Source organism: Corynebacterium falsenii (assembly GCF_020099275.1).
In the GTDB taxonomy this organism is placed as follows: domain Bacteria; phylum Actinomycetota; class Actinomycetes; order Mycobacteriales; family Mycobacteriaceae; genus Corynebacterium; species Corynebacterium falsenii.
This window is the reverse complement of sequence record NZ_CP083646.1, coordinates 859,016-877,355: the sequence shown is the minus strand read 5'-3', so window position 1 is coordinate 877,355 and position 18,340 is coordinate 859,016. Positions and strand designations below refer to the sequence as shown.

Below are 18,340 nucleotides of genomic sequence, written 5' to 3'. Positions count from 1 at the left end.
TGAAGAGCCGGTTAGCCACGCATCACGACAGTAAGAGAGGCACAGCCGACCACAGTCTTTCCGCAAGATGATTCTCACCATGCTGCTAGAACGGTCGAGGTTTGCTTCCATGACGAGGAATTTGCTGAGACCGCTTCCCGTCTCATCGAAGCCAGCGCTGCAGGCGGGTGCGTAGCCGCGATCTGCAATACGGTTTCACGAGCTCAAGAACTCTACGAATACGTCAAGACCCAGTTACCTCACAACGATGCAGATGTGGTTCTTCTGCATTCCCGCTTCCTCTCGGATCACCGATTCGACCGGGAATCTGATCTTGTTCGACTACTGGGACGGCACACTGCAGCACGGCCCGAACGGCTCATCGTCATCTCCACTCAAATTGTCGAGCAGGGCCTAGATCTCGATTTCGACTACATGGTTTCAGATCTTGCACCGATAGATCTTTTGATTCAGCGTATCGGCAGGCTCCATCGACACCGAAATGTTGACGCGGTACGCTCGCAAACCCATAAAACGGCCCGCCTCGACATCATCGGATCGAGCATCCCCGACCTCGACGGGGAAGCTCCGCACTTCGAACCCGGCCTTGTGGCGGTATATCGAAAGCTCCCTCTCTTGCGCACTGCAGCTACGCTGCAGCGCCATGTGAAGGCCAACGGAGGACTCGTCACCATTCCCGACGATGTAGAAGGGCTGGTGAGCAGTACCTATACGAATCACGAAAGCCCCCCAGCATGGCGGGAAGCGTACGCGGCTGCAGAGGAGAGGGAACGGATTTTTACTGAGCGACAGCATTCTGGCGCTTCTCATTATCTTATTTCCCCACCAAGTATGAAAAATCTAGACTCTTGGTCGTCCGCACTCGCACCGGCAGATGAGCAACTCGGATGTGCGCAGGTCCGCGATGCCGATGACTCTGTCGAAGTAGTCGTTGTACAGCGTCGCGAAGGGCGCGTGTTTGCCTTGCCGCACGTTCAGGGGCTATCAGACATTCCGCTCGACGACCTAGCGGAAATCGATCCCCCAATCGCGAAGAGGATCGCTCAATGTACAGTTCGGCTTCCTAGCTGGTCCATTCGGGACGAGGATATTCGGATTCTTGAAGAAGGCGGCCTCGACGGATGGCAACATTCTCGATGGCTCGCTGGCCAGCTCCCCATGATTCTTGACGAAGATCTATCGATTGAGCTCGCGAGTACTCGCTTCACGTATGACCTTGAAAGGGGGCTTCTCATGGGGCCGTAAACCAACCAAAATCACGGAGCTAACAGGTTGTTCTTGAACGTATTTGTAGCCGTGAGAAGCAACGAGAAACCGAGTTAAAGAAGGAAACTTCTACTGACAAGCATTAGCGCCCTGCTAACGCTCTAACTCGGTGAACCCCACCCTAGATTCCGTCTGCACAACGGCGGGACACCACCATAGAAAGGAGGTACCACATTGTCTGAAAACACAGCTGAAACGGATGTCAGCAAATTCAACTTGCTCACTGAACCCTGGATCACCGTCCTGGACCAACAGGGCGTGGAACGCGACATCAGTATTCACGAGGCCTTGGAGAACGGCGAAGAGTATCAGCGGCTCGCGGATCCTCTGGAAACCACGAATTTCGCAATTCTGCGAATTCTTTTGGCGATTCTCTACAGAGTGTGGGATGCCGACGACCTCGACGATGAAGACACCGCCCTCGAGTTGTGGCAGTCACTGTGGGAAGCCCCCACCCTATTGTCTGACGAGGTCAAGTCTTATCTCGACGAGTGGTCTTACCGATTTAACCTGCGAGATCCCGAGTATCCCTTTTTCCAGGTACCTGATCTCCACACCTCGAAAAATTCGGTGGGCGATCTCGCTCTCCTCATACCGGACGTGGGTGCACTATTCAGCATGCGGACGGAGGTTTCAGAGCTGACGGCCGCGGAGGCCGCTAGAGCTCTCGTTCATTGCCAGGCCTACGATTTTTCCGGCATCAAGTCCGGTGCCGTCGGAGACGATCGCGTCAAAGGAGGTCGCGGATATCCCATTGGTATCGGCTGGGCTGGATGGCTTGGCGGCACCGTGCTTCACGGGGATAACCTCAAGGAAACACTTCTGCTGAACTTCGCGCCCCAACATGGCCCTGAGTTGGCTGGGCACTCCGGTGACGATCTCCCGATCTGGGAACTGCCTCAGCTCACCAGTAGTGCCCGGAAGGAACCGCGGTTCGACCCCAAGTCTCCGGAACGCACCCGCGCAACTGGCCCTGTGGAGCTTCTCACATGGCCACAGCGTCGCATCCGCCTGTTCTGGAAAGATGAAAAGGCAATTGGCGTGCTGATCTCGAACGGTGATCCGGTCGGTTATACCCGCCAATATGGTGTCGAGAAGATGACGCCGTGGAGGTACAGCGATCCCCAGTCCAAGAAGGCAAAAACTTTGGTCTACATGCCCCGGGCCTTTGACCCTGGTCGCGCCTTGTGGCGATCATTGTCCGGAATACTTCCCCTGGCTCGTGCTCAACAGGCTAAATCTAAGTTTGGAGCCAACGGAACGGTTGATGCCAGCAAACCGCCCAAGACGGTCGAGTGGCTCAGCACGCTTCTCCTCGATGGCCAAGCTGGGATTGACGAATCGAAGCGCATCCGAGTGTCCACCGTATCGATGAGCTACGGTAGCCAAAGCTCATCGTATGGAACCATTGCTACCGACAGTCTCAGTATTGGAACTGCCCTCCTAGCGCCAGAGCAGGAAGACCTGCGAGAAGCTGCACGCAGCGGCGTCGAACTATCCGACCAGGTTGCATGGGAGACGGGAAATTTCTACAGAAAGCTTGTCTTCGCTGGCTCAGGTGAATTCCCGTCAGACGCGGACGACATCCGCAGTCGTTTCTATGCAGCGATTGACGTGCCCTTCCGTGAATGGCTGTTGACACTCACACCGTCCGTTGCACCGTCCACGGCCATTGACGTGTGGCAGAAGACACTGCGCTCCACCGCAGAGAGGGTCGGTCGTGACTTGCTCGACGATGTCAGCCCTCAAGCATGGGCTGGGCGTTGGCATGCAGACTCCAAATTCCGAATCACGGCTGGAAGCGCTCATCTGCAATTCCGCCGTAATCTCACCAAGATCCTCGGACAAGTAAACCCAGTGGATCGCAACAACGAGAAGGAAGGTTCCTCATGACATTTAATTTCGCACAATCGCGGAACCTCGTTGGATCACATATCACAACGACAATTGAACGGCTCCAGCGAAGCCTGCTCGAGGGGCATTCCTCGACGAGCCGTGCGCATCTTGCTCGCATGCGCAGGGGCACCAGCTCCCAAACGTTCGATCCAACAGTCACAGCAGTAGCATTCACAGACCTGCCTGCCGAACTCGTTGGCCGCAGTGACGATCTCAGCTACGCCGAACGTTCAATCCTCAGCGCGCTGTCTCTCTACTCCGTGCATCAACAGTCCCAATCCACTGCGATGCACCGACGCGGCAGGGGGTTTGGTCAAGCAATTCGGGATCTCATTCGTTTGAGCCCTGCCGAGGACTACGAGTCCAGCCCCGTTATTCGGCGGTACAACGCTCTCATCACGTCTGATTCTCCCGATGAGCTGCTATGGCACATGCGCGGACTAATAAATCAACTTCGCGCAGCTGGTATTTCGCTTGACTACGGCCAGTTGGCTGAAGACCTATTCAGCTACCACTTTGATCAACCTCGCCGAGGCGTACGCCTGGCGTGGTCCCGGGATCTGTACGCGCAAAACCCGTCATCCGAAAAACCGACTGAGGAAACTTCCGAGCACACCGCCTAATCGGAAGCACACACAAACCCACCGGCTGCAATAACGATTTGCAGCTACCTATGACACGTCTGGAAAGGACTCCCTATCATGTCTCTATTCATCGACTTCCACGCCATCCAGCTCGTTCCCCCATCAAACCTGAACCGTGATGACACTGGCTCTCCGAAGTCAGCCCGCTTCGGTGGTGTAGAGCGCCACCGCGTGTCCAGCCAAGCATGGAAGCGTGCAATGCGGCGAGACTTTCACAATGTCTTGGACGAAAGCCAGCTCGGCGAACGCACCAAGCACGCTGCTTCGCTCATTGCTGAGCAACTCAAGCAGAACCGTAACGAGCTTTCCGATGACGACGCAATGCAAGCAGCCCAGAAGGCTCTAGCGGCTGCGAATATCACCATGGACAAGAAGCGACCGGAAGAAACTGGTGCGCTGATCTTCCTTGCCCGCGAAGAGATTGCAAAGCTGGCCCAATTTGCCGCCGATATCCTTGATGGTCAGACCCTCAAGAGGTCGGATGTCAAGAAGGCAATCGACAGTGCCCAAGCCGTAGACGTCGCACTCTTCGGCCGGATGCTCGCCAACCTTCCTGAGCTCAATGTCGATGCTTCCTGCCAGGTCAAGCACGCCCTTTCCGTTCACCAGGCTATTCAGGAATTCGATTACTTCACAGCGGTCGACGACCTCGCTCCGGAAGACAATGCCGGTGCCGGCATGATCGGCACAGTCGAGTTTGTCTCCTCCACCCTCTATCGATATGCCACTATCAACGCCACCAAGCTGGTGGAGAACATTGGAAGTGCTCAAGCTGCGGCCGAGGCTGCCCGCGCATTCACGCAGGTGTTCACCACAAGCATGCCGACCGGCAAGCAAAACACGTTTGCCAACCGAACCCGTCCAGATTTCCTTTTGGTCGAAATTCGGGATGACCAGCCGGTGGAACTCGGCAACGCTTTCGAAGATCCCATTCCCAACAAGGGTGAAGCAAGCAAGCTGGCAGCTCAGCGACTTGTTGAGTACGCCATCGATGGAGACGCTCAGTACGCAACGAAGCCGGTGGATTCCTTCTATCTCGCAATCGATCGAGTTTCTTCCCCAGAGCTTCAGGAAGCCCTCGACGGACGCGCAGTCCAACTCACCCTTCCTGACATCGTCGATCGCGTGGCTCAGTCATTTGCGAACTTGGAGGTCTAGAATTAATGCCTACCTTGCTCTTGGCCCTCGATGGGCCAATGCAGTCGTGGGGCTCAAGCAGTCGATTCAGCCGCCGGGAAACTCGCACAGAACCTACGAAAAGTGGAATTATCGGGCTACTTGCCTCAGCTGAAGGACGATCGCGAGAATCCGACCTCAGCGATCTTCTTGGGCTCCGTTTCGGGGTGCGAACCGATCAGGTTGGAACGATTCGCCGTGACTTTCAAACCGAAACTCGTTGGCCGAAGAACGGATCCAAAGCTGAGTCAATGGTGCTGACCAATCGCTTCTACTTGCATGACTACAAGTTCGTTGCTGCAGTTGAAGGCCCCAAAACCACGCTCCAGGGCCTTGAAGACTCTCTGAGACATCCCGTTTTTCCGCTCTATCTCGGCCGACGGAACTGTCCCCCCGGTAGGCGAGTATCCCTGGGAATCGTCGCCTCTGGCCTCCATGAGGCTCTCAGCGAAGCAGAGTGGATGGCGGCTCCTTGGTACCGGAAGCGCCAACCGCGAAATCTGAACTTGCTTGTGAGCCGAGATGTTGAAGCCAGTGAAAAGTCGGACGAACTTGTCCGCGACAATCCAGTTTCCTTCTCGCCTACCCACCGCCAGTATTCCCTGCGTCCCATTGTTCATTCATGGGTCCGAGTACACAATGATCTCGGACTGGAAGACCGTGGTGGCCATGACCCCTTCACTCTTCTAGGAGGAAGCTGATGTACTTATCCAGGATGGAGCTTCACCCTCGTCGGCGAGGTGCACGCGAACTTCTGTCATCGCCCGGAAAAATGCATGGTGCGGTTATGGATGCTTTTCCTCGGGATCTCATAAATGAGAAACGAGTACTGTGGCGAGTCGATACGCTGTCGGATCGTTCATTGCTATACATCGTCAGCCCGGACAAGCCTTCGTTCGAGCACATTCAGGAACAGGCAGGCTGGGCTAACGAGCAAAGTTGGGCGATTCGCGACTACACGCCCCTCCTTCAAGGAATTATGCGCGGACAGACATACGCGTTTCGCTTGACGGCAAATCCGACACACACTGTGACTCTGGAAAATGGACAGAAGAAACGTCTGGCACATGTCACTGTGAAACAGCAGACACAGTGGCTCGTCGACCGAGCCGAAAGCATGGGCTTAGTATTTCCAGAGGCGGAGGACTGGCAGAACCAACCTGCGCTGTCGGTTGTAGGCCGTGAAATGGCTAAATTCCCTCGAAAAGGAAAGACAGTCACCATCTCGAAGGTCACCTACGAGGGGCTCCTTGAAGTCCGCCAAGCCGATGCGCTGCGCAGTGTGCTCACCGACGGCATAGGGCGCGCTAAGGCCTACGGATGCGGTTTACTCACTCTCGCATCAGTGACGGGATAGACGATGGCTGGAGTACTACCACCGCGGCCTCAGCAGGTCTTGCGTGCCGGAGACAGAATTTCCTATCTTTACCTGGAGCATTGCACCCTGGGTAGGGACGGCGGTGCGCTAACTTCTACTGACGAGGACGGGGTTATACATGTCCCTGTCTCTGCGCTGAACGTCCTTCTATTAGGCCCTGGAACAAGAGTCACTCATCAAGCTGTGACCGTTGCCGCCGAATCGGGCTGTTCGTTGGTATGGGTTGGAGAGGAAGGAGTGCGGTACTACGCACACGGTCGGAGTATCGCCCGTTCTTCCCGTCTATTGACCGTGCAAGCCGAGAAGGTTAGCAAAACCACAAGTCGACTTGCCGTTGCTAGACAGATGTATGGGATGCGCTTTCCAAACGAAGACACGGCTGGGCTTACGATGCAGCAACTTCGTGGAAAGGAAGGAGCTAGAGTTCGGCGAGTCTACAGGCAATGTTCCGAGGAGTTCGGCGTGGAGTGGGATCGGCGAACCTACGATCCGGAAAATTTCTCGGCCGGCGACCCGATTAACCAAGCTCTTTCAGCAGCTCATGCCTGTATGTATGGCCTCACCCACGCGGTGGTAGTTTCACTCGGTTGCAGTCCGGGCTTGGGCTTTGTCCACACCGGACACGACCGGAGCTTTGTTTACGACGTGGCCGATTTGTATAAAGCGGAGATTTCAATTCCAGTCGCTTTCCGAGCCATACGGGAACTTCACGATGCTGGCACAGTGGACCTCACTGATATTGGAGTGCTAGTAAGAAGGAAAATGCGCGATGAGTTTAGGAATTCTCAGCTTCCGTCACGCATCGCGGACGATGTGAAGAGCCTGTTACTAGGACCTGACTCGAACGAAGATGCACATCAATGGGCCGACGTCGTTGAGCTATGGGATGGTGCGGACCGCAAAGTCGCTGGAGGGTCAAACTATGCTCCGGAGGAACTGTCGGAGGATGCTTTCGATGAGCTGGACCCGAAGCCCTCTGATGAGGAGCCCCGATGATCACACTTGTCATCACTGCTTGCCCTCAACGGATTCGCGGGTACCTCACCCGCTGGCTTTTTGAGATCGAGCCCGGTGTCTACGTGGGTCGGGTAAATAAGCGAGTCAGAGATGAACTATGGTTCACTGTCACCGATGAAGTGAAGTCAGGAAGGGCTATCATGACCTTTCCATCCCGAGATACAGAATCTGGTTTCGAAATTCGTGTTCACCGGGCTCAGTGGAAGCCTGTGGACTACGACGGCCTCACCCTCATACGCCGGCCGATCTCCAACCAATCGAGCTCGCTGAAGGCAGGGTGGTCGAAGCAATCGCGATATCGAAAAGCGAAAAGGCGGCGCGGTTAGGGCACTCCCCCTGGGCACTCTCCGCCGATCCTAGAAGGCAAAGTGATGTAAATTGTCTCTGTAGGATCACATAGCTGCTGTTCAAGTAGTGTGCTCCCCGCTCAGGCGGGGATGATCCCACCCGATGCTGCCCCTCCACGCGGCGGATCAAGTGCTCCCCGCTCAGGCGGGGATGATCCGTCCCTCCTGCGGGCGCGGGCGATCCTCGCGCAGTGCTCCCCGCTCAGGCGGGGATGATCCGCTGCAGGGTGACGATATGCTGCAGCTGCTGTCGTGCTCCCCGCTCAGGCGGGGATGATCCCAGCAGTCTGCGACCACCACCCAGACTTGTCCAGTGCTCCCCGCTCAGGCGGGGATGATCCTGTGAAGAACGGCACGATCATTCCAGTGTTCGGGTGCTCCCCGCTCAGGCGGGGATGATCCCAGATCATCCATGGCAAGCCGATTCAACCAGTCGTGCTCCCCGCTCAGGCGGGGATGATCCCGCAACGCTGAACAGCGCGTATCGTCCTGGCGTGTGCTCCCCGCTCAGGCGGGGATGATCCCGCACGCACCCGCGCGTGATACACCCCCTCACGGTGCTCCCCGCTCAGGCGGGGATGATCCCTCAATTACAGTAGCGCAACTGATAGCCCACATGTGCTCCCCGCTCAGGCGGGGATGATCCCACATAATCCGGGTTGAACTAGCCTAGCTACCCGTGCTCCCCGCTCAGGCGGGGATGATCCCACACCAAAAACACGGCCTGACCTGCGGTTATGGTGCTCCCCGCTCAGGCGGGGATGATCCTGAAACAAGAATCCACTAAGCATGACGCGATGTGTGCTCCCCGCTCAGGCGGGGATGATCCCCGAGGAATCCTTCCCCAGAACACCAGCCGCGACGTGCTCCCCGCTCAGGCGGGGATGATCCCCGTGTCCGACAACGGCTTCAAAAACGGAGGCGGTGCTCCCCGCTCAGGCGGGGATGATCCGTGGTCGCGCTTGACGGTGCAGCATATTAGCCGCGTGCTCCCCGCTCAGGCGGGGATGATCCGTTAAGCCGGATTGAGTCGTTTTTAGTCCCGTGGTGCTCCCCGCTCAGGCGGGGATGATCCCTAGGTATCGAAGAGGGCGAATATGAGGAAAAGGTGCTCCCCGCTCAGGCGGGGATGATCCCTAGGTATCGAAGAGGGCGAATATGAGGAAAAGGTGCTCCCCGCTCAGGCGGGGATGATCCCTATGGGGTTCAATTCCCTAGCGTCCACTAAGGGTGCTCCCCGCTCAGGCGGGGATGATCCCTCGTAGACCACCTGCGCCTCACACCATCCTTCGTGCTCCCCGCTCAGGCGGGGATGATCCGTGCTCCAGCGGGTCCTCATTCGTCTCCATGTCGTGCTCCCCGCTCAGGCGGGGATGATCCGCAGGTCCGGTGGGGCACTGCCCCCATGGTGACGTGCTCCCCGCTCAGGCGGGGATGATCCGCGCCCTCCTGCACAGTAGCCGGATCGACCGGCGTGCTCCCCGCTCAGGCGGGGATGATCCGTGAGGTTAGCTTAACTATGGAAGTGAGGAAAGGTGCTCCCCGCTCAGGCGGGGATGATCCGTGAGGTTAGCCTAACTATGGAAGTGAGGAAAGGTGCTCCCCGCTCAGGCGGGGATGATCCGCATAGCCAATACGCCCAGTTCAAGACGACGTTGTGCTCCCCGCTCAGGCGGGGATGATCCCAACGGGTTCGGGGAGTCTTTCACACTGCCCCAGTGCTCCCCGCTCAGGCGGGGATGATCCGAACAACACCAACAGATCTCTGATTGGTACTTGGTGCTCCCCGCTCAGGCGGGGATGATCCCCCCGCGGCCTTATCAATCAGGCGCTGCTTCTCGTGCTCCCCGCTCAGGCGGGGATGATCCTGAACTTCCCGAGGTGAGTTTTCCCTGGATACAGTGCTCCCCGCTCAGGCGGGGATGATCCTGAGATCACCACTAGACGAGAGGAAGTCCCTCCGTGCTCCCCGCTCAGGCGGGGATGATCCCGCTTCGTTGAACTGCCAGTACGCGGTCTTGCCGTGCTCCCCGCTCAGGCGGGGATGATCCCTGTTCGGAAATCCTGCAGCTGCAGCTCCCCAAGTGCTCCCCGCTCAGGCGGGGATGATCCCTTGGTGAGCGTCTTCGGCTCGATCGTCACTGCGTGCTCCCCGCTCAGGCGGGGATGATCCTCCACATCCGCCATTCGTCGGGAACCGCCCACGGTGCTCCCCGCTCAGGCGGGGATGATCCCAAAAAGCCGATAGATCGCCTTAACCGGATAGGGTGCTCCCCGCTCAGGCGGGGATGATCCCACCATCGGACGCCAATCAAACGGCTGGCCAGGGTGCTCCCCGCTCAGGCGGGGATGATCCCGCTGCTGGCAGTAGGGACGGCGGTAGCCGGTGGTGCTCCCCGCTCAGGCGGGGATGATCCCCGCGTCGCGTCGGCCATGACAGACCGCAGGATGTGCTCCCCGCTCAGGCGGGGATGATCCGGGGGTATCCGACCGCGACGAGATAACGCGGGCGTGCTCCCCGCTCAGGCGGGGATGATCCGGATCATGCGAAGTCTAGGGTGATGCCGTCTTTGTGCTCCCCGCTCAGGCGGGGATGATCCCGGTATCCGTAATGCCTGGAATGCTATCGCCGAGTGCTCCCCGCTCAGGCGGGGATGATCCGTCTAGGGTGATGCCGTCTTTTGGTAGGGCTAAGTGCTCCCCGCTCAGGCGGGGATGATCCCCCACGAAAAACCATTCGGGCTACCAGCTCCTCCGTGCTCCCCGCTCAGGCGGGGATGATCCGGCAACCCCGGAGTTGTGGCCCCGGCGGGCGGAGTGCTCCCCGCTCAGGCGGGGATGATCCGGAAAACCAATGAAACTGCCTGAGAATTTGACGGTGCTCCCCGCTCAGGCGGGGATGATCCCGGGATCGACCGGTCGGCATCGCTGGTGCGCCAGTGCTCCCCGCTCAGGCGGGGATGATCCCCCGGTTTCCCACGCCCCGGCGAAATACCCCACCGTGCTCCCCGCTCAGGCGGGGATGATCCCCTGGTTGGCGAAAACAGTGGATGTTTTTTGGGGTGCTCCCCGCTCAGGCGGGGATGATCCCCCCTGCGCAATCATCCACGACGCCGCAGCATGGTGCTCCCCGCTCAGGCGGGGATGATCCCATCGTCAAGCGAAGCCTCGAACGCGGCGAATGGTGCTCCCCGCTCAGGCGGGGATGATCCCTCCTCGGCCACTTGGCGGCGTTTCACGTGGAGGTGCTCCCCGCTCAGGCGGGGATGATCCCCGAAGCCGATTGGTCAGACCCCTCCGACAAGCGTGCTCCCCGCTCAGGCGGGGATGATCCCGGTTGCCGTGGCGTCCTGCGCAGCGAGGAAGTGTGCTCCCCGCTCAGGCGGGGATGATCCCTCACCCACCGTGGCGTAGCAATGGCAATCAAGCGTGCTCCCCGCTCAGGCGGGGATGATCCCCACCCCGACTTATCCACAACATCAACAATCAGGTGCTCCCCGCTCAGGCGGGGATGATCCGGATCGTGTTGATGCGCTGATTCGTCAAATCTGGTGCTCCCCGCTCAGGCGGGGATGATCCGCCTTCTTATCCTCAAATGACCTAAAACAAACAGTGCTCCCCGCTCAGGCGGGGATGATCCGTCCTACGCGACGCTGCAGGAGCTTCGTGACGAGTGCTCCCCGCTCAGGCGGGGATGATCCCACCAGTTGTCGTAGCGCCCACCGTTTGACCAGGTGCTCCCCGCTCAGGCGGGGATGATCCCGGCGTTGTGGTTCCTACGTGGAATCAGATGGGGTGCTCCCCGCTCAGGCGGGGATGATCCCGTTTGCGCAGGTCAAGGGCAGTTTTCGAGCACGTGCTCTCCGCTCAGGCGGGGATGATCCCGAAGAGAGTGGCGTGTCCGTGGGGGAATCCGAGTGCTCCCCGCTCAGGCGGGGATGATCCGTACCCGAGCCTCGCCGAAATCGCCACCGGCGAGTGCTCCCCGCTCAGGCGGGGATGATCCTGTGGGTAGTGTCTGTAAAGGGCAGGCAATTGAGTGCTCCCCGCTCAGGCGGGGATGATCCGTGCCATCTTTTCCCCCTAAAGAAAAACGGCCCGTGCTCCCCGCTCAGGCGGGGATGATCCCGAACCAGGACTGCTCATCAATGGCGTTAGCTACGTGCTCCCCGCTCAGGCGGGGATGATCCCTTAACGACCTTATTGCTGGCCATTTTCTTTCCGTGCTCCCCGCTCAGGCGGGGATGATCCCAGATCATCCATGGCAAGCCGATTTAACCAGTCGTGCTCCCCGCTCAGGCGGGGATGATCCGTCTGGACCGGGGGCACCATGCAGGTCATGTAAGTGCTCCCCGCTCAGGCGGGGATGATCCCAGCCGTCTTAGACGCGGCCACGCTCGCGGCCAGTGCTCCCCGCTCAGGCGGGGATGATCCTACTGAACTCACGGCCGTGATGGGCGCGCTCCCGTGCTCCCCGCTCAGGCGGGGATGATCCCTCCTGACGGCCAACAGCAGCCTCCTGCAGCGCGTGCTCCCCGCTCAGGCGGGGATGATCCCTTTATCAGAGGCATTGAGAACAGAACCCCAGCCTATTCCCCGCTCACGCGGGGATACCGGCCCCCTGCAGCGCCCTAACCCCCCCTACTCCCCCTCAAACACCAGCGCCGTCGCCACCGCAGCCACACCTTCACCCCGCCCGGTGAAGCCCAGCCCGTCGGTGGTCGTCGCCGACACACGCACCGGCGCGCCGAGGATCTCCCCCATCACCCGCTCCGCCTCCTCGCGGCGCGGACCCATCTTCGGGCGGTTACCCACCATCTGCACCGCCGCGTTGCCGATCCGAAAACCCTTCGATTCCAGCAATTCCCGGCATTCACGCAGCAGCCGTTCGCCAGAGACGTTGTCGTATTCCTTCCGCCCAACGCCCACGAAACTTCCCAGGTCACCCAGCCCGGATGCGCTCAGTAGGGCGTCGACAACCGCATGTGCGACCACATCGCCATCGGAATGTCCCTCGCAGCCGTCCTCGCCCTCGAACAGCAAGCACGCCATCCAGCATTCCTTGCCCGCCTCGCGCTGGTGCGCGTCCGTTGCAATGCCAACTCGTGGGATCATCCCCGCTCCTTTACTCTCCATCTGCCGTCTCACCCTTGCTCTCGACACTCTCGGCACTCTCGGTGCTCTCGGCATCCTTATTCTCGACGCCCCCACGCGCCCCCACCAGCATCTCCGCGATTCGGTAATCCTGCGGGGTGGTGATCTTCATGGCGAGCGGGTCGGCGTCTACCGCAAGCACGCGCTTGCCCGCGAGCTCCATGATGGAGGAATCATCCGTAGCCATCGGCACCGGGTTGCCGCCCCCAGATCCCGTAGGGTGCGCCGAGGCGATCTCCACCGTGTCGAAGTACTGCCGATTCGCCTCCAGCAGAGTGTCCACGTTGAACACCTGGGGCGTCACCGCCGCGCGCAGGGTGTGCCGGGCGGGGGTCTGCTCCACGAGCAGCGCACCGTCCGCAGGCCCGGAACTCGCGTGGTCCACGATCTTGATGGTGTCGGTGACGGGCAGCACGGGCACAGCCCCATCCCACGCGCCTGTCTCCACGCCTCGACCCGCGCGATCCACGACCTGCCGAACCATGTCGGCGGGAATGAGGCAGCGGGCGGCATCGTGAACAGCAACAAGGCTGCCCGCAGCCACGCCGCAGCGCTCGAGTTCTTCCAACCCGGCGAAGACAGAATCCACGCGCTCGCCGCCGCCGAGGCACACGGAGGTACTCATCGGCCCCCACGCGGCCACGTTGTCGGTGCGGGCCAGCAGATCCTCGGCCGCGGTGCGCATGTCGGCGCTGACCAGCACGATGGCGTGGTCGATGCAGCCGGACTCCGCGAGTGCGTCGAGGGAGCGCTCCAGCAGAGACCGCCCGGTCAGCTCAACGAAGGCCTTGGGCGTGGAAAAGCCCAGGCGCGTACCGCTTCCTGCGGCCGCTACCAGGGCATATACGGGTCGGTCGAAAGCCACGGTGAGGGAGAACCGCTACTCGTCGTCGTCCATGTCGAGCTCTTCATCCAAGTCGATTGGGCCCTTGGAACCGGCCTCGTCATCGTCGGAGAGTCCCGCGGCGCGAGCGGCCTCGGCCTTGGCGCGGTGGCGCTTGATGGCCTCCTGCATTTCCTCCAGGAGCGCGTCGGTCTTCTTATCGTCCACACCCTCGGCGAGCGCCAGTTCGCCCACGAGGATCTGCCGGGCCTTGGCGAGCATGCGCTTCTCGCCGGCGGATAGGCCACGGTCTTGGTCTCGACGCCACAAGTCGCGCACAACCTCAGCGACCTTATTGACATCGCCAGAGGTCAGCCGCTCTTGGTTGGCCTTGTAGCGGCGGGACCAGTTACCGGCCTCCTCCACGTCGGTTTCGCGCAGCACCGAGAAGACCTTGCGCAGGCCTTCTTCGCCCACCACGTCGCGCACGCCGACCTTCTCGGCGTTGGCGGCGGGAACGCGCACGGACAGGTCACCCTGGTTGATGCGCAGCACCAGGTAATCGACCGTTTCCCCCTTGAATTGGCGCTGCTCGATCCCCTCGATGACGGCGGCTCCGTGGTGGGGGTAAACGACAGTGTCTCCGACCTTGAACTCCATGAGTGTTCCTCTATGTCCTTCCCGTTGTAGCTCCCGTTGTTGCTCCCCGTCCGGGCCGCACTTTCACACCGAGCAATTCTACCGCACATCGGCACGTCACCCGCATTTGGGGCGAATCCCACCAGGATGAACCAGTGAATCTCCTATCCGGCTATGTGTTAGCCCCTATTTCCGGCTAATCTTATTGGCAGACGTTTTTCAAATATCTTTCGACGTATTCGAAGCAATCGCCTCAGATGGAGGATCACATCGTGAAGTCCCAGAAGTCCTTCGCCGTGCGTGGCACCCTCGCGCTGGTAGCGGCTGGTTCCGCGCTGACCTTTACTGCCTGCAGCGCTGGCCAGATCACCCAGACCGGCAGCCAGGTGGCCGCAGTCAACGGCGTGTCAGGTTCCCAGGGATTCGCCACGGTGAGCGATGCCGCCGTGGTGGTTGGTCCCGATGACGGCTTGGAGATGAAGTTCACCGCTGGCAACCTGGCGGACAATAAGGCTCCCATCCGCCTGGAGTCCGTTGAAGTTGAGGGCAAGCAGGTCAGCGGCATCCCCGTGCAGGAGATCAAGCCTGGCTGCAACATCGTTGCTGACAAGAACGGCAACGTGAAGGACATGGAGAACGCTGCACGCGAGTCCACCTGCAATATCTACGCCTCCACCGATATCCCCGGTCTGAAGGACGTATACCTGGGCGGCCACAAGAAGGTCACCTTCACCTTCAGCAACGGCACCATCGAGCTCAACGCTCCGGTTGTTGCTTTCACCCCGCCGGCAGGCAAGCTGTACCGCCTGGATGATGGCCAGTTCGTGGATCAGAAGGACTACCACACTGGTGCTGACGAGAACGCAGGCCACGGCGGCAGCCACTAAGAGCTAACCGGAAGCTCGCGGAGAGCTTCTTGCATAATCGAACACTTCGTTCCCGCGCCACGGATGATGTCCGTGGCGCGTTTTAGTATGTGAGCCATGGCGAAAAGCACGAAGAGAACCAGCACCTACGTGTGCTCCCAATGTGGGCACCAGGTGAGCAAGTGGATGGGCAAGTGCCCGTCCTGCGGGGAGTGGGGCTCGCTAGAGGAACGGGTCTCCTCCGCCCAGGCGTTGGGTATTCGGGGCAAGGCCGGCCGCGGTGGGAGCATGGCGATGCCCGATGGCGGCAGGTCCGGCGGAGCACCCGGAGTGTTGGGGGCCGGGGGCCTGGTCCCCTCGAGTGCTGCGCAGCCTGTCACGAAGATCGACCCCACGATTGCGCAGCACCGCAAATCTGGCCTCGCGGAGCTCGACCGGGTGCTGGGCGGCGGCATCGTGCCCGGGAGTGCTGTGCTGCTGGCGGGTGAGCCGGGCGTGGGCAAATCCACCCTGCTGCTGGAGGTCGCCGCGAGCTGGGCGAAGAGCGGGCGCACGGTGCTGATCCTCACGGCGGAGGAATCCGTGGGGCAAGTGCGCCACCGGGCGGAGCGCACCGGCGCGCTCGATGACCGGCTCTACTTGGCGAACGAGAATGACCTCGAGCAGGCCCTCGCGCAGATCGATGCCATCCAGCCGGAGCTCGTCATCGTGGACTCGCTGCAGACCCTGCAGGCCACGGGAGTCGAAGGTGTGGCTGGCGGTGTGGCGCAGACCCGCGCGGTCACCAGCACCCTCACCACCCTGGCGAAGCTCACTGGTATCCCGATTATCGCGGTCGGCCACGTCACCAAGGATGGCAACGTGGCGGGCCCGCGCACCATCGAGCACCTCGTGGACGTGGTGCTGAACTTTGAGGGAGACAAACACTCCTCCATGCGCTTTCTGCGGGGCATCAAGAACCGCTTCGGCGCCACAGACGAGGTCGGGTGCTTCGAGCAAACGGCACACGGCATCCGCGAAGTCAGCGACCCCAGCGGGCTATTCCTGCACCACCGCACCGAGTCGGTGACTGGTACGGCCGTGACCGTGGTGATGGACGGCAGGCGCGCCATTGTCGGAGAGCTCCAAACGCTCGCGCTGACCAGCGAATTCAAGAATCCCAAGCGGTACGTCACGGGCATGGATGCCAGCCGGGTATCCATGAACCTCGCGGTGCTCTCCGAGCGCTGCGGCCTGGCTCTGGGCGACAAGGAGGTGTATGCCGCCACCGTTGGTGGCATGCGGATCCAGGAGCCTTCCGCGGACCTGGCCACGGGGCTGGCGCTGGCATCCACTGCGGCGCGCGCTCCCCTGCCTCTCGGGCTCGTGGCCGTGGGTGAAGTGGGCCTGGGTGGCGAGGTGCGCCGGGTCCCCCAGCTCACCCAGCGCCTTGCCGAAGCCGCTAGGTTAGGATTCACCCACACGCTCGTGCCCAAGCACTGCCTCTACGACACCCCGAAGGGCATGCAGGTCACGGAAGTGTCCACTCTGTGCGAGGCCGTGCGACACTGCGGGCTCGGCACGCGGGACTAGGTTCTCACTAGGTCGAGCTGGTTCCAGCTACCCGAGGTTGAAGGTGGCCGGCTGCGAGGTGTTATCGCCCACGTGGGCGTACAGCAGGTAGTTGCCGGGGCTCACGGGCTGGCGATTATCGCACTTGCCCGGCGCGGAGGTGGTGCGCGACCACGCTTCGAGCTCGTAGTTCACGCTCCGACCAGCCGGGATCGTCACATCTCCCGTGACCTCCGGGGCGTTGCAATCCGTATCCGCCCACACGCGCTCGTAGTTGTTCATGGTGAACACCTCGAACTTCAACTGATTGGTGTTGAAATCCACCACGCAATCGGCCTTCGTGGGGTTCTTGATCGTGGCGAAGAACTTCGGCAACTGGCCTGCGGGGAACGTCGGCTCACCCGGCGTTGCGGTGACCTGCAGGTCCGCGACGGTGCAGGTGTCCTTGCCCTCTGCGCCTTCTGCTCCCGCAGCATTCGGATCAGACGGCTTCGCCGTATCCGTTGCCGACTCGGAGCCCGAAGGAGACTCGGACTCGGACGAGCTCGCGCTAGCGTCGGCCTTCTTCGACTCGCTCGGCTTCGCGCTGCTCGACACCGTACTGGACTGGCTTGCAGTATTCGCGGTCGTAGCGGCGTTGTTATCCCCGCCGCTGAGGGCGGACACGATCCACCAGATCAGCAGAATGACCAGCACAATAACGACCACGGCCGCGATCCTGCGCCGCATGTATACCTCGCGGGGCAGGGGCCGTTGGGGGCGGTGGCGATTGTCTGGGTTCACAATCCTCATGCTAATAGCCGACCGGCCGTCGCCGGGGTAAAGACACCCCGGCATTCGCCAGCCGCGGCGCTAGCTCTTGTGCAGCTCCTCCACCCGCAGCTGCTCGGCACCCTCGATGTCCAGGCCGTAGCTCACCAGCGGCTCAGCCAGGCCGTCGGACAGTCGGTACCGCAGCCCCACCACGGCACAGCGCCCATCGGCCACGCGCTGCTGCACCTCCGGGGAGCGATCCACGATGTGGTTGGCGATCTCGCGCACATGGTTGCGCTCGAAGTTCTCGATCCCATCCAGCCCCAGCTTCTTCGCGGACAGCAGAGACGGCGTGACCTTCTCCACCAGCACGCGCTGGAAACCGTTTGGCATATCGCCCGTGTCCAGCGCCTTGGATGCGGCCGCCACGGCGCCGCACTTCTCGTGGCCCAGCACAACCACCAGCGGCACCTGCAGGGAGTCCACCGCGAATTCCAGGCTGGCCAGCACGGACAGGTCGGTGATTTCGCCGGCGGTGCGGATCACGAAGACGTCGCCCAAACCCTGGTCAAACAGGATCTCCACAGGCGCGCGCGAGTCTGAGCACGCGAGCACAACCGCGTGCGGTCGCTGCCCCGCCTGCACGGCCTGGCGGCGGTGGCGGTCCTGGTTCGGGTGGTCGGAATCCTGCTTCATGAAGCGCTCGTTGCCTTCGCGCAGGGATTCCCACGCTTCGAGCGGGGTCTTCTCGGACCTCTTCTTTGCAGGTTCAGCTGTGTTTGGTGCAGTGCTCATAACTTTCATTGTGCCCCGCACTACTGTGGTGGAGA

Annotated in this window: 15 protein-coding genes and 1 CRISPR repeat array; of the genes, 10 read left to right on the top strand and 5 right to left on the bottom strand. The window is 60.8% G+C overall.

Translation table 11 applies throughout. The features are described from left to right. Nucleotides 1-21: 21 nt before the first annotated feature. The 8 genes from cas3 (at nucleotide 22) to cas2e (ending at nucleotide 7,703) form a co-directional block, all read left to right on the top strand. A complete protein-coding gene (cas3, locus tag LA343_RS03900) occupies nucleotides 22-1,245 on the top strand; it encodes a CRISPR-associated helicase Cas3' (RefSeq protein WP_081737264.1) in 1,224 nt (407 codons plus the stop codon). Nucleotides 1,246-1,440: 195 nt separating this feature from the next. Continuing rightward, a complete protein-coding gene (gene casA / locus LA343_RS03895; protein ID WP_025402054.1) occupies nucleotides 1,441-3,159 on the top strand; it encodes a type I-E CRISPR-associated protein Cse1/CasA in 1,719 nt (572 codons plus the stop codon). Then, nucleotides 3,156-3,785: a type I-E CRISPR-associated protein Cse2/CasB gene (gene casB, locus LA343_RS03890; protein WP_025402053.1), complete on the top strand. Its 630-nt coding sequence runs from the start codon at nucleotides 3,156-3,158 to the stop codon at nucleotides 3,783-3,785. Before casA ends, casB begins: the two co-directional genes overlap by 4 nt. Before the next feature lie 78 nt (nucleotides 3,786-3,863). Next, complete coding sequence (gene cas7e / locus LA343_RS03885; protein ID WP_025402052.1) at nucleotides 3,864-4,964, top strand: type I-E CRISPR-associated protein Cas7/Cse4/CasC; 1,101 nt, start codon at nucleotides 3,864-3,866, stop codon at nucleotides 4,962-4,964. Between the two features lie 5 nt (nucleotides 4,965-4,969). Then, a complete protein-coding gene (cas5e, locus tag LA343_RS03880; protein WP_081737263.1) occupies nucleotides 4,970-5,683 on the top strand; it encodes a type I-E CRISPR-associated protein Cas5/CasD in 714 nt (237 codons plus the stop codon). Further along, nucleotides 5,683-6,339: a type I-E CRISPR-associated protein Cas6/Cse3/CasE gene (gene cas6e, locus LA343_RS03875; protein ID WP_025402050.1), complete on the top strand. Its 657-nt coding sequence runs from the start codon at nucleotides 5,683-5,685 to the stop codon at nucleotides 6,337-6,339. The genes cas5e and cas6e overlap by 1 nt, the downstream gene beginning before the upstream one ends. Nucleotides 6,340-6,342: 3 nt before the next feature. Then, on the top strand, nucleotides 6,343-7,356 hold the full coding sequence (gene cas1e / locus LA343_RS03870; RefSeq protein ID WP_025402049.1) for a type I-E CRISPR-associated endonuclease Cas1e: 1,014 nt from the start codon (nucleotides 6,343-6,345) through the stop codon (nucleotides 7,354-7,356). After that, a complete protein-coding gene (gene cas2e / locus LA343_RS03865) occupies nucleotides 7,353-7,703 on the top strand; it encodes a type I-E CRISPR-associated endoribonuclease Cas2e (RefSeq protein WP_081737262.1) in 351 nt (116 codons plus the stop codon). Before cas1e ends, cas2e begins: the two co-directional genes overlap by 4 nt. A 90-nt stretch (nucleotides 7,704-7,793) precedes the next feature. After that, a CRISPR array of direct repeats spans nucleotides 7,794-12,280; the repeat unit is 28 nt; unit sequence GTGCTCCCCGCTCAGGCGGGGATGATCC. Nucleotides 12,281-12,365: 85 nt separating this feature from the next. Here cas2e and ispF read toward each other — a convergent pair. From ispF to LA343_RS03850, 3 genes are read right to left on the bottom strand one after another with little or no spacing between them, the layout of a single operon-like run. Beyond that, nucleotides 12,366-12,839, bottom strand: a complete 474-nt coding sequence (gene ispF, locus LA343_RS03860) for a 2-C-methyl-D-erythritol 2,4-cyclodiphosphate synthase (RefSeq protein ID WP_025402048.1) — start codon at nucleotides 12,837-12,839, stop codon at nucleotides 12,366-12,368. 10 nt (nucleotides 12,840-12,849) lie between these two features. Beyond that, nucleotides 12,850-13,743 carry an IspD/TarI family cytidylyltransferase gene (locus LA343_RS03855; RefSeq protein ID WP_025402047.1) on the bottom strand — a complete coding sequence of 298 codons (894 nt, stop codon included), beginning with the start codon at nucleotides 13,741-13,743 and terminating at the stop codon, nucleotides 12,850-12,852. A gap of 15 nt (nucleotides 13,744-13,758) precedes the next feature. Beyond that, the gene (locus LA343_RS03850; protein ID WP_025402046.1) at nucleotides 13,759-14,361 is read right to left on the bottom strand and encodes a CarD family transcriptional regulator; all 603 of its coding nucleotides are present in this window, start codon (nucleotides 14,359-14,361) and stop codon (nucleotides 13,759-13,761) included. A gap of 236 nt (nucleotides 14,362-14,597) precedes the next feature. Between LA343_RS03850 and LA343_RS03845 the strand changes: the two genes are divergently transcribed. Both LA343_RS03845 and radA read left to right on the top strand, forming a co-directional pair. Then, entirely contained in the window at nucleotides 14,598-15,227 is a 630-nt protein-coding gene (locus tag LA343_RS03845) for a hypothetical protein (protein ID WP_025402045.1), read from the top strand. 96 nt (nucleotides 15,228-15,323) lie between these two features. Beyond that, a complete protein-coding gene (radA, locus tag LA343_RS03840) occupies nucleotides 15,324-16,778 on the top strand; it encodes a DNA repair protein RadA (protein ID WP_025402044.1) in 1,455 nt (484 codons plus the stop codon). A gap of 27 nt (nucleotides 16,779-16,805) precedes the next feature. On the opposite strand, the gene LA343_RS03835 is transcribed toward radA, so the two are convergent. Both LA343_RS03835 and LA343_RS03830 read right to left on the bottom strand, forming a co-directional pair. After that, nucleotides 16,806-17,549: a hypothetical protein gene (locus LA343_RS03835; RefSeq protein WP_224209215.1), complete on the bottom strand. Its 744-nt coding sequence runs from the start codon at nucleotides 17,547-17,549 to the stop codon at nucleotides 16,806-16,808. A 60-nt stretch (nucleotides 17,550-17,609) separates the two neighbouring features. After that, the gene (locus LA343_RS03830; RefSeq protein ID WP_052337508.1) at nucleotides 17,610-18,314 is read right to left on the bottom strand and encodes a carbonic anhydrase; all 705 of its coding nucleotides are present in this window, start codon (nucleotides 18,312-18,314) and stop codon (nucleotides 17,610-17,612) included. Nucleotides 18,315-18,340: the final 26 nt, after the last annotated feature.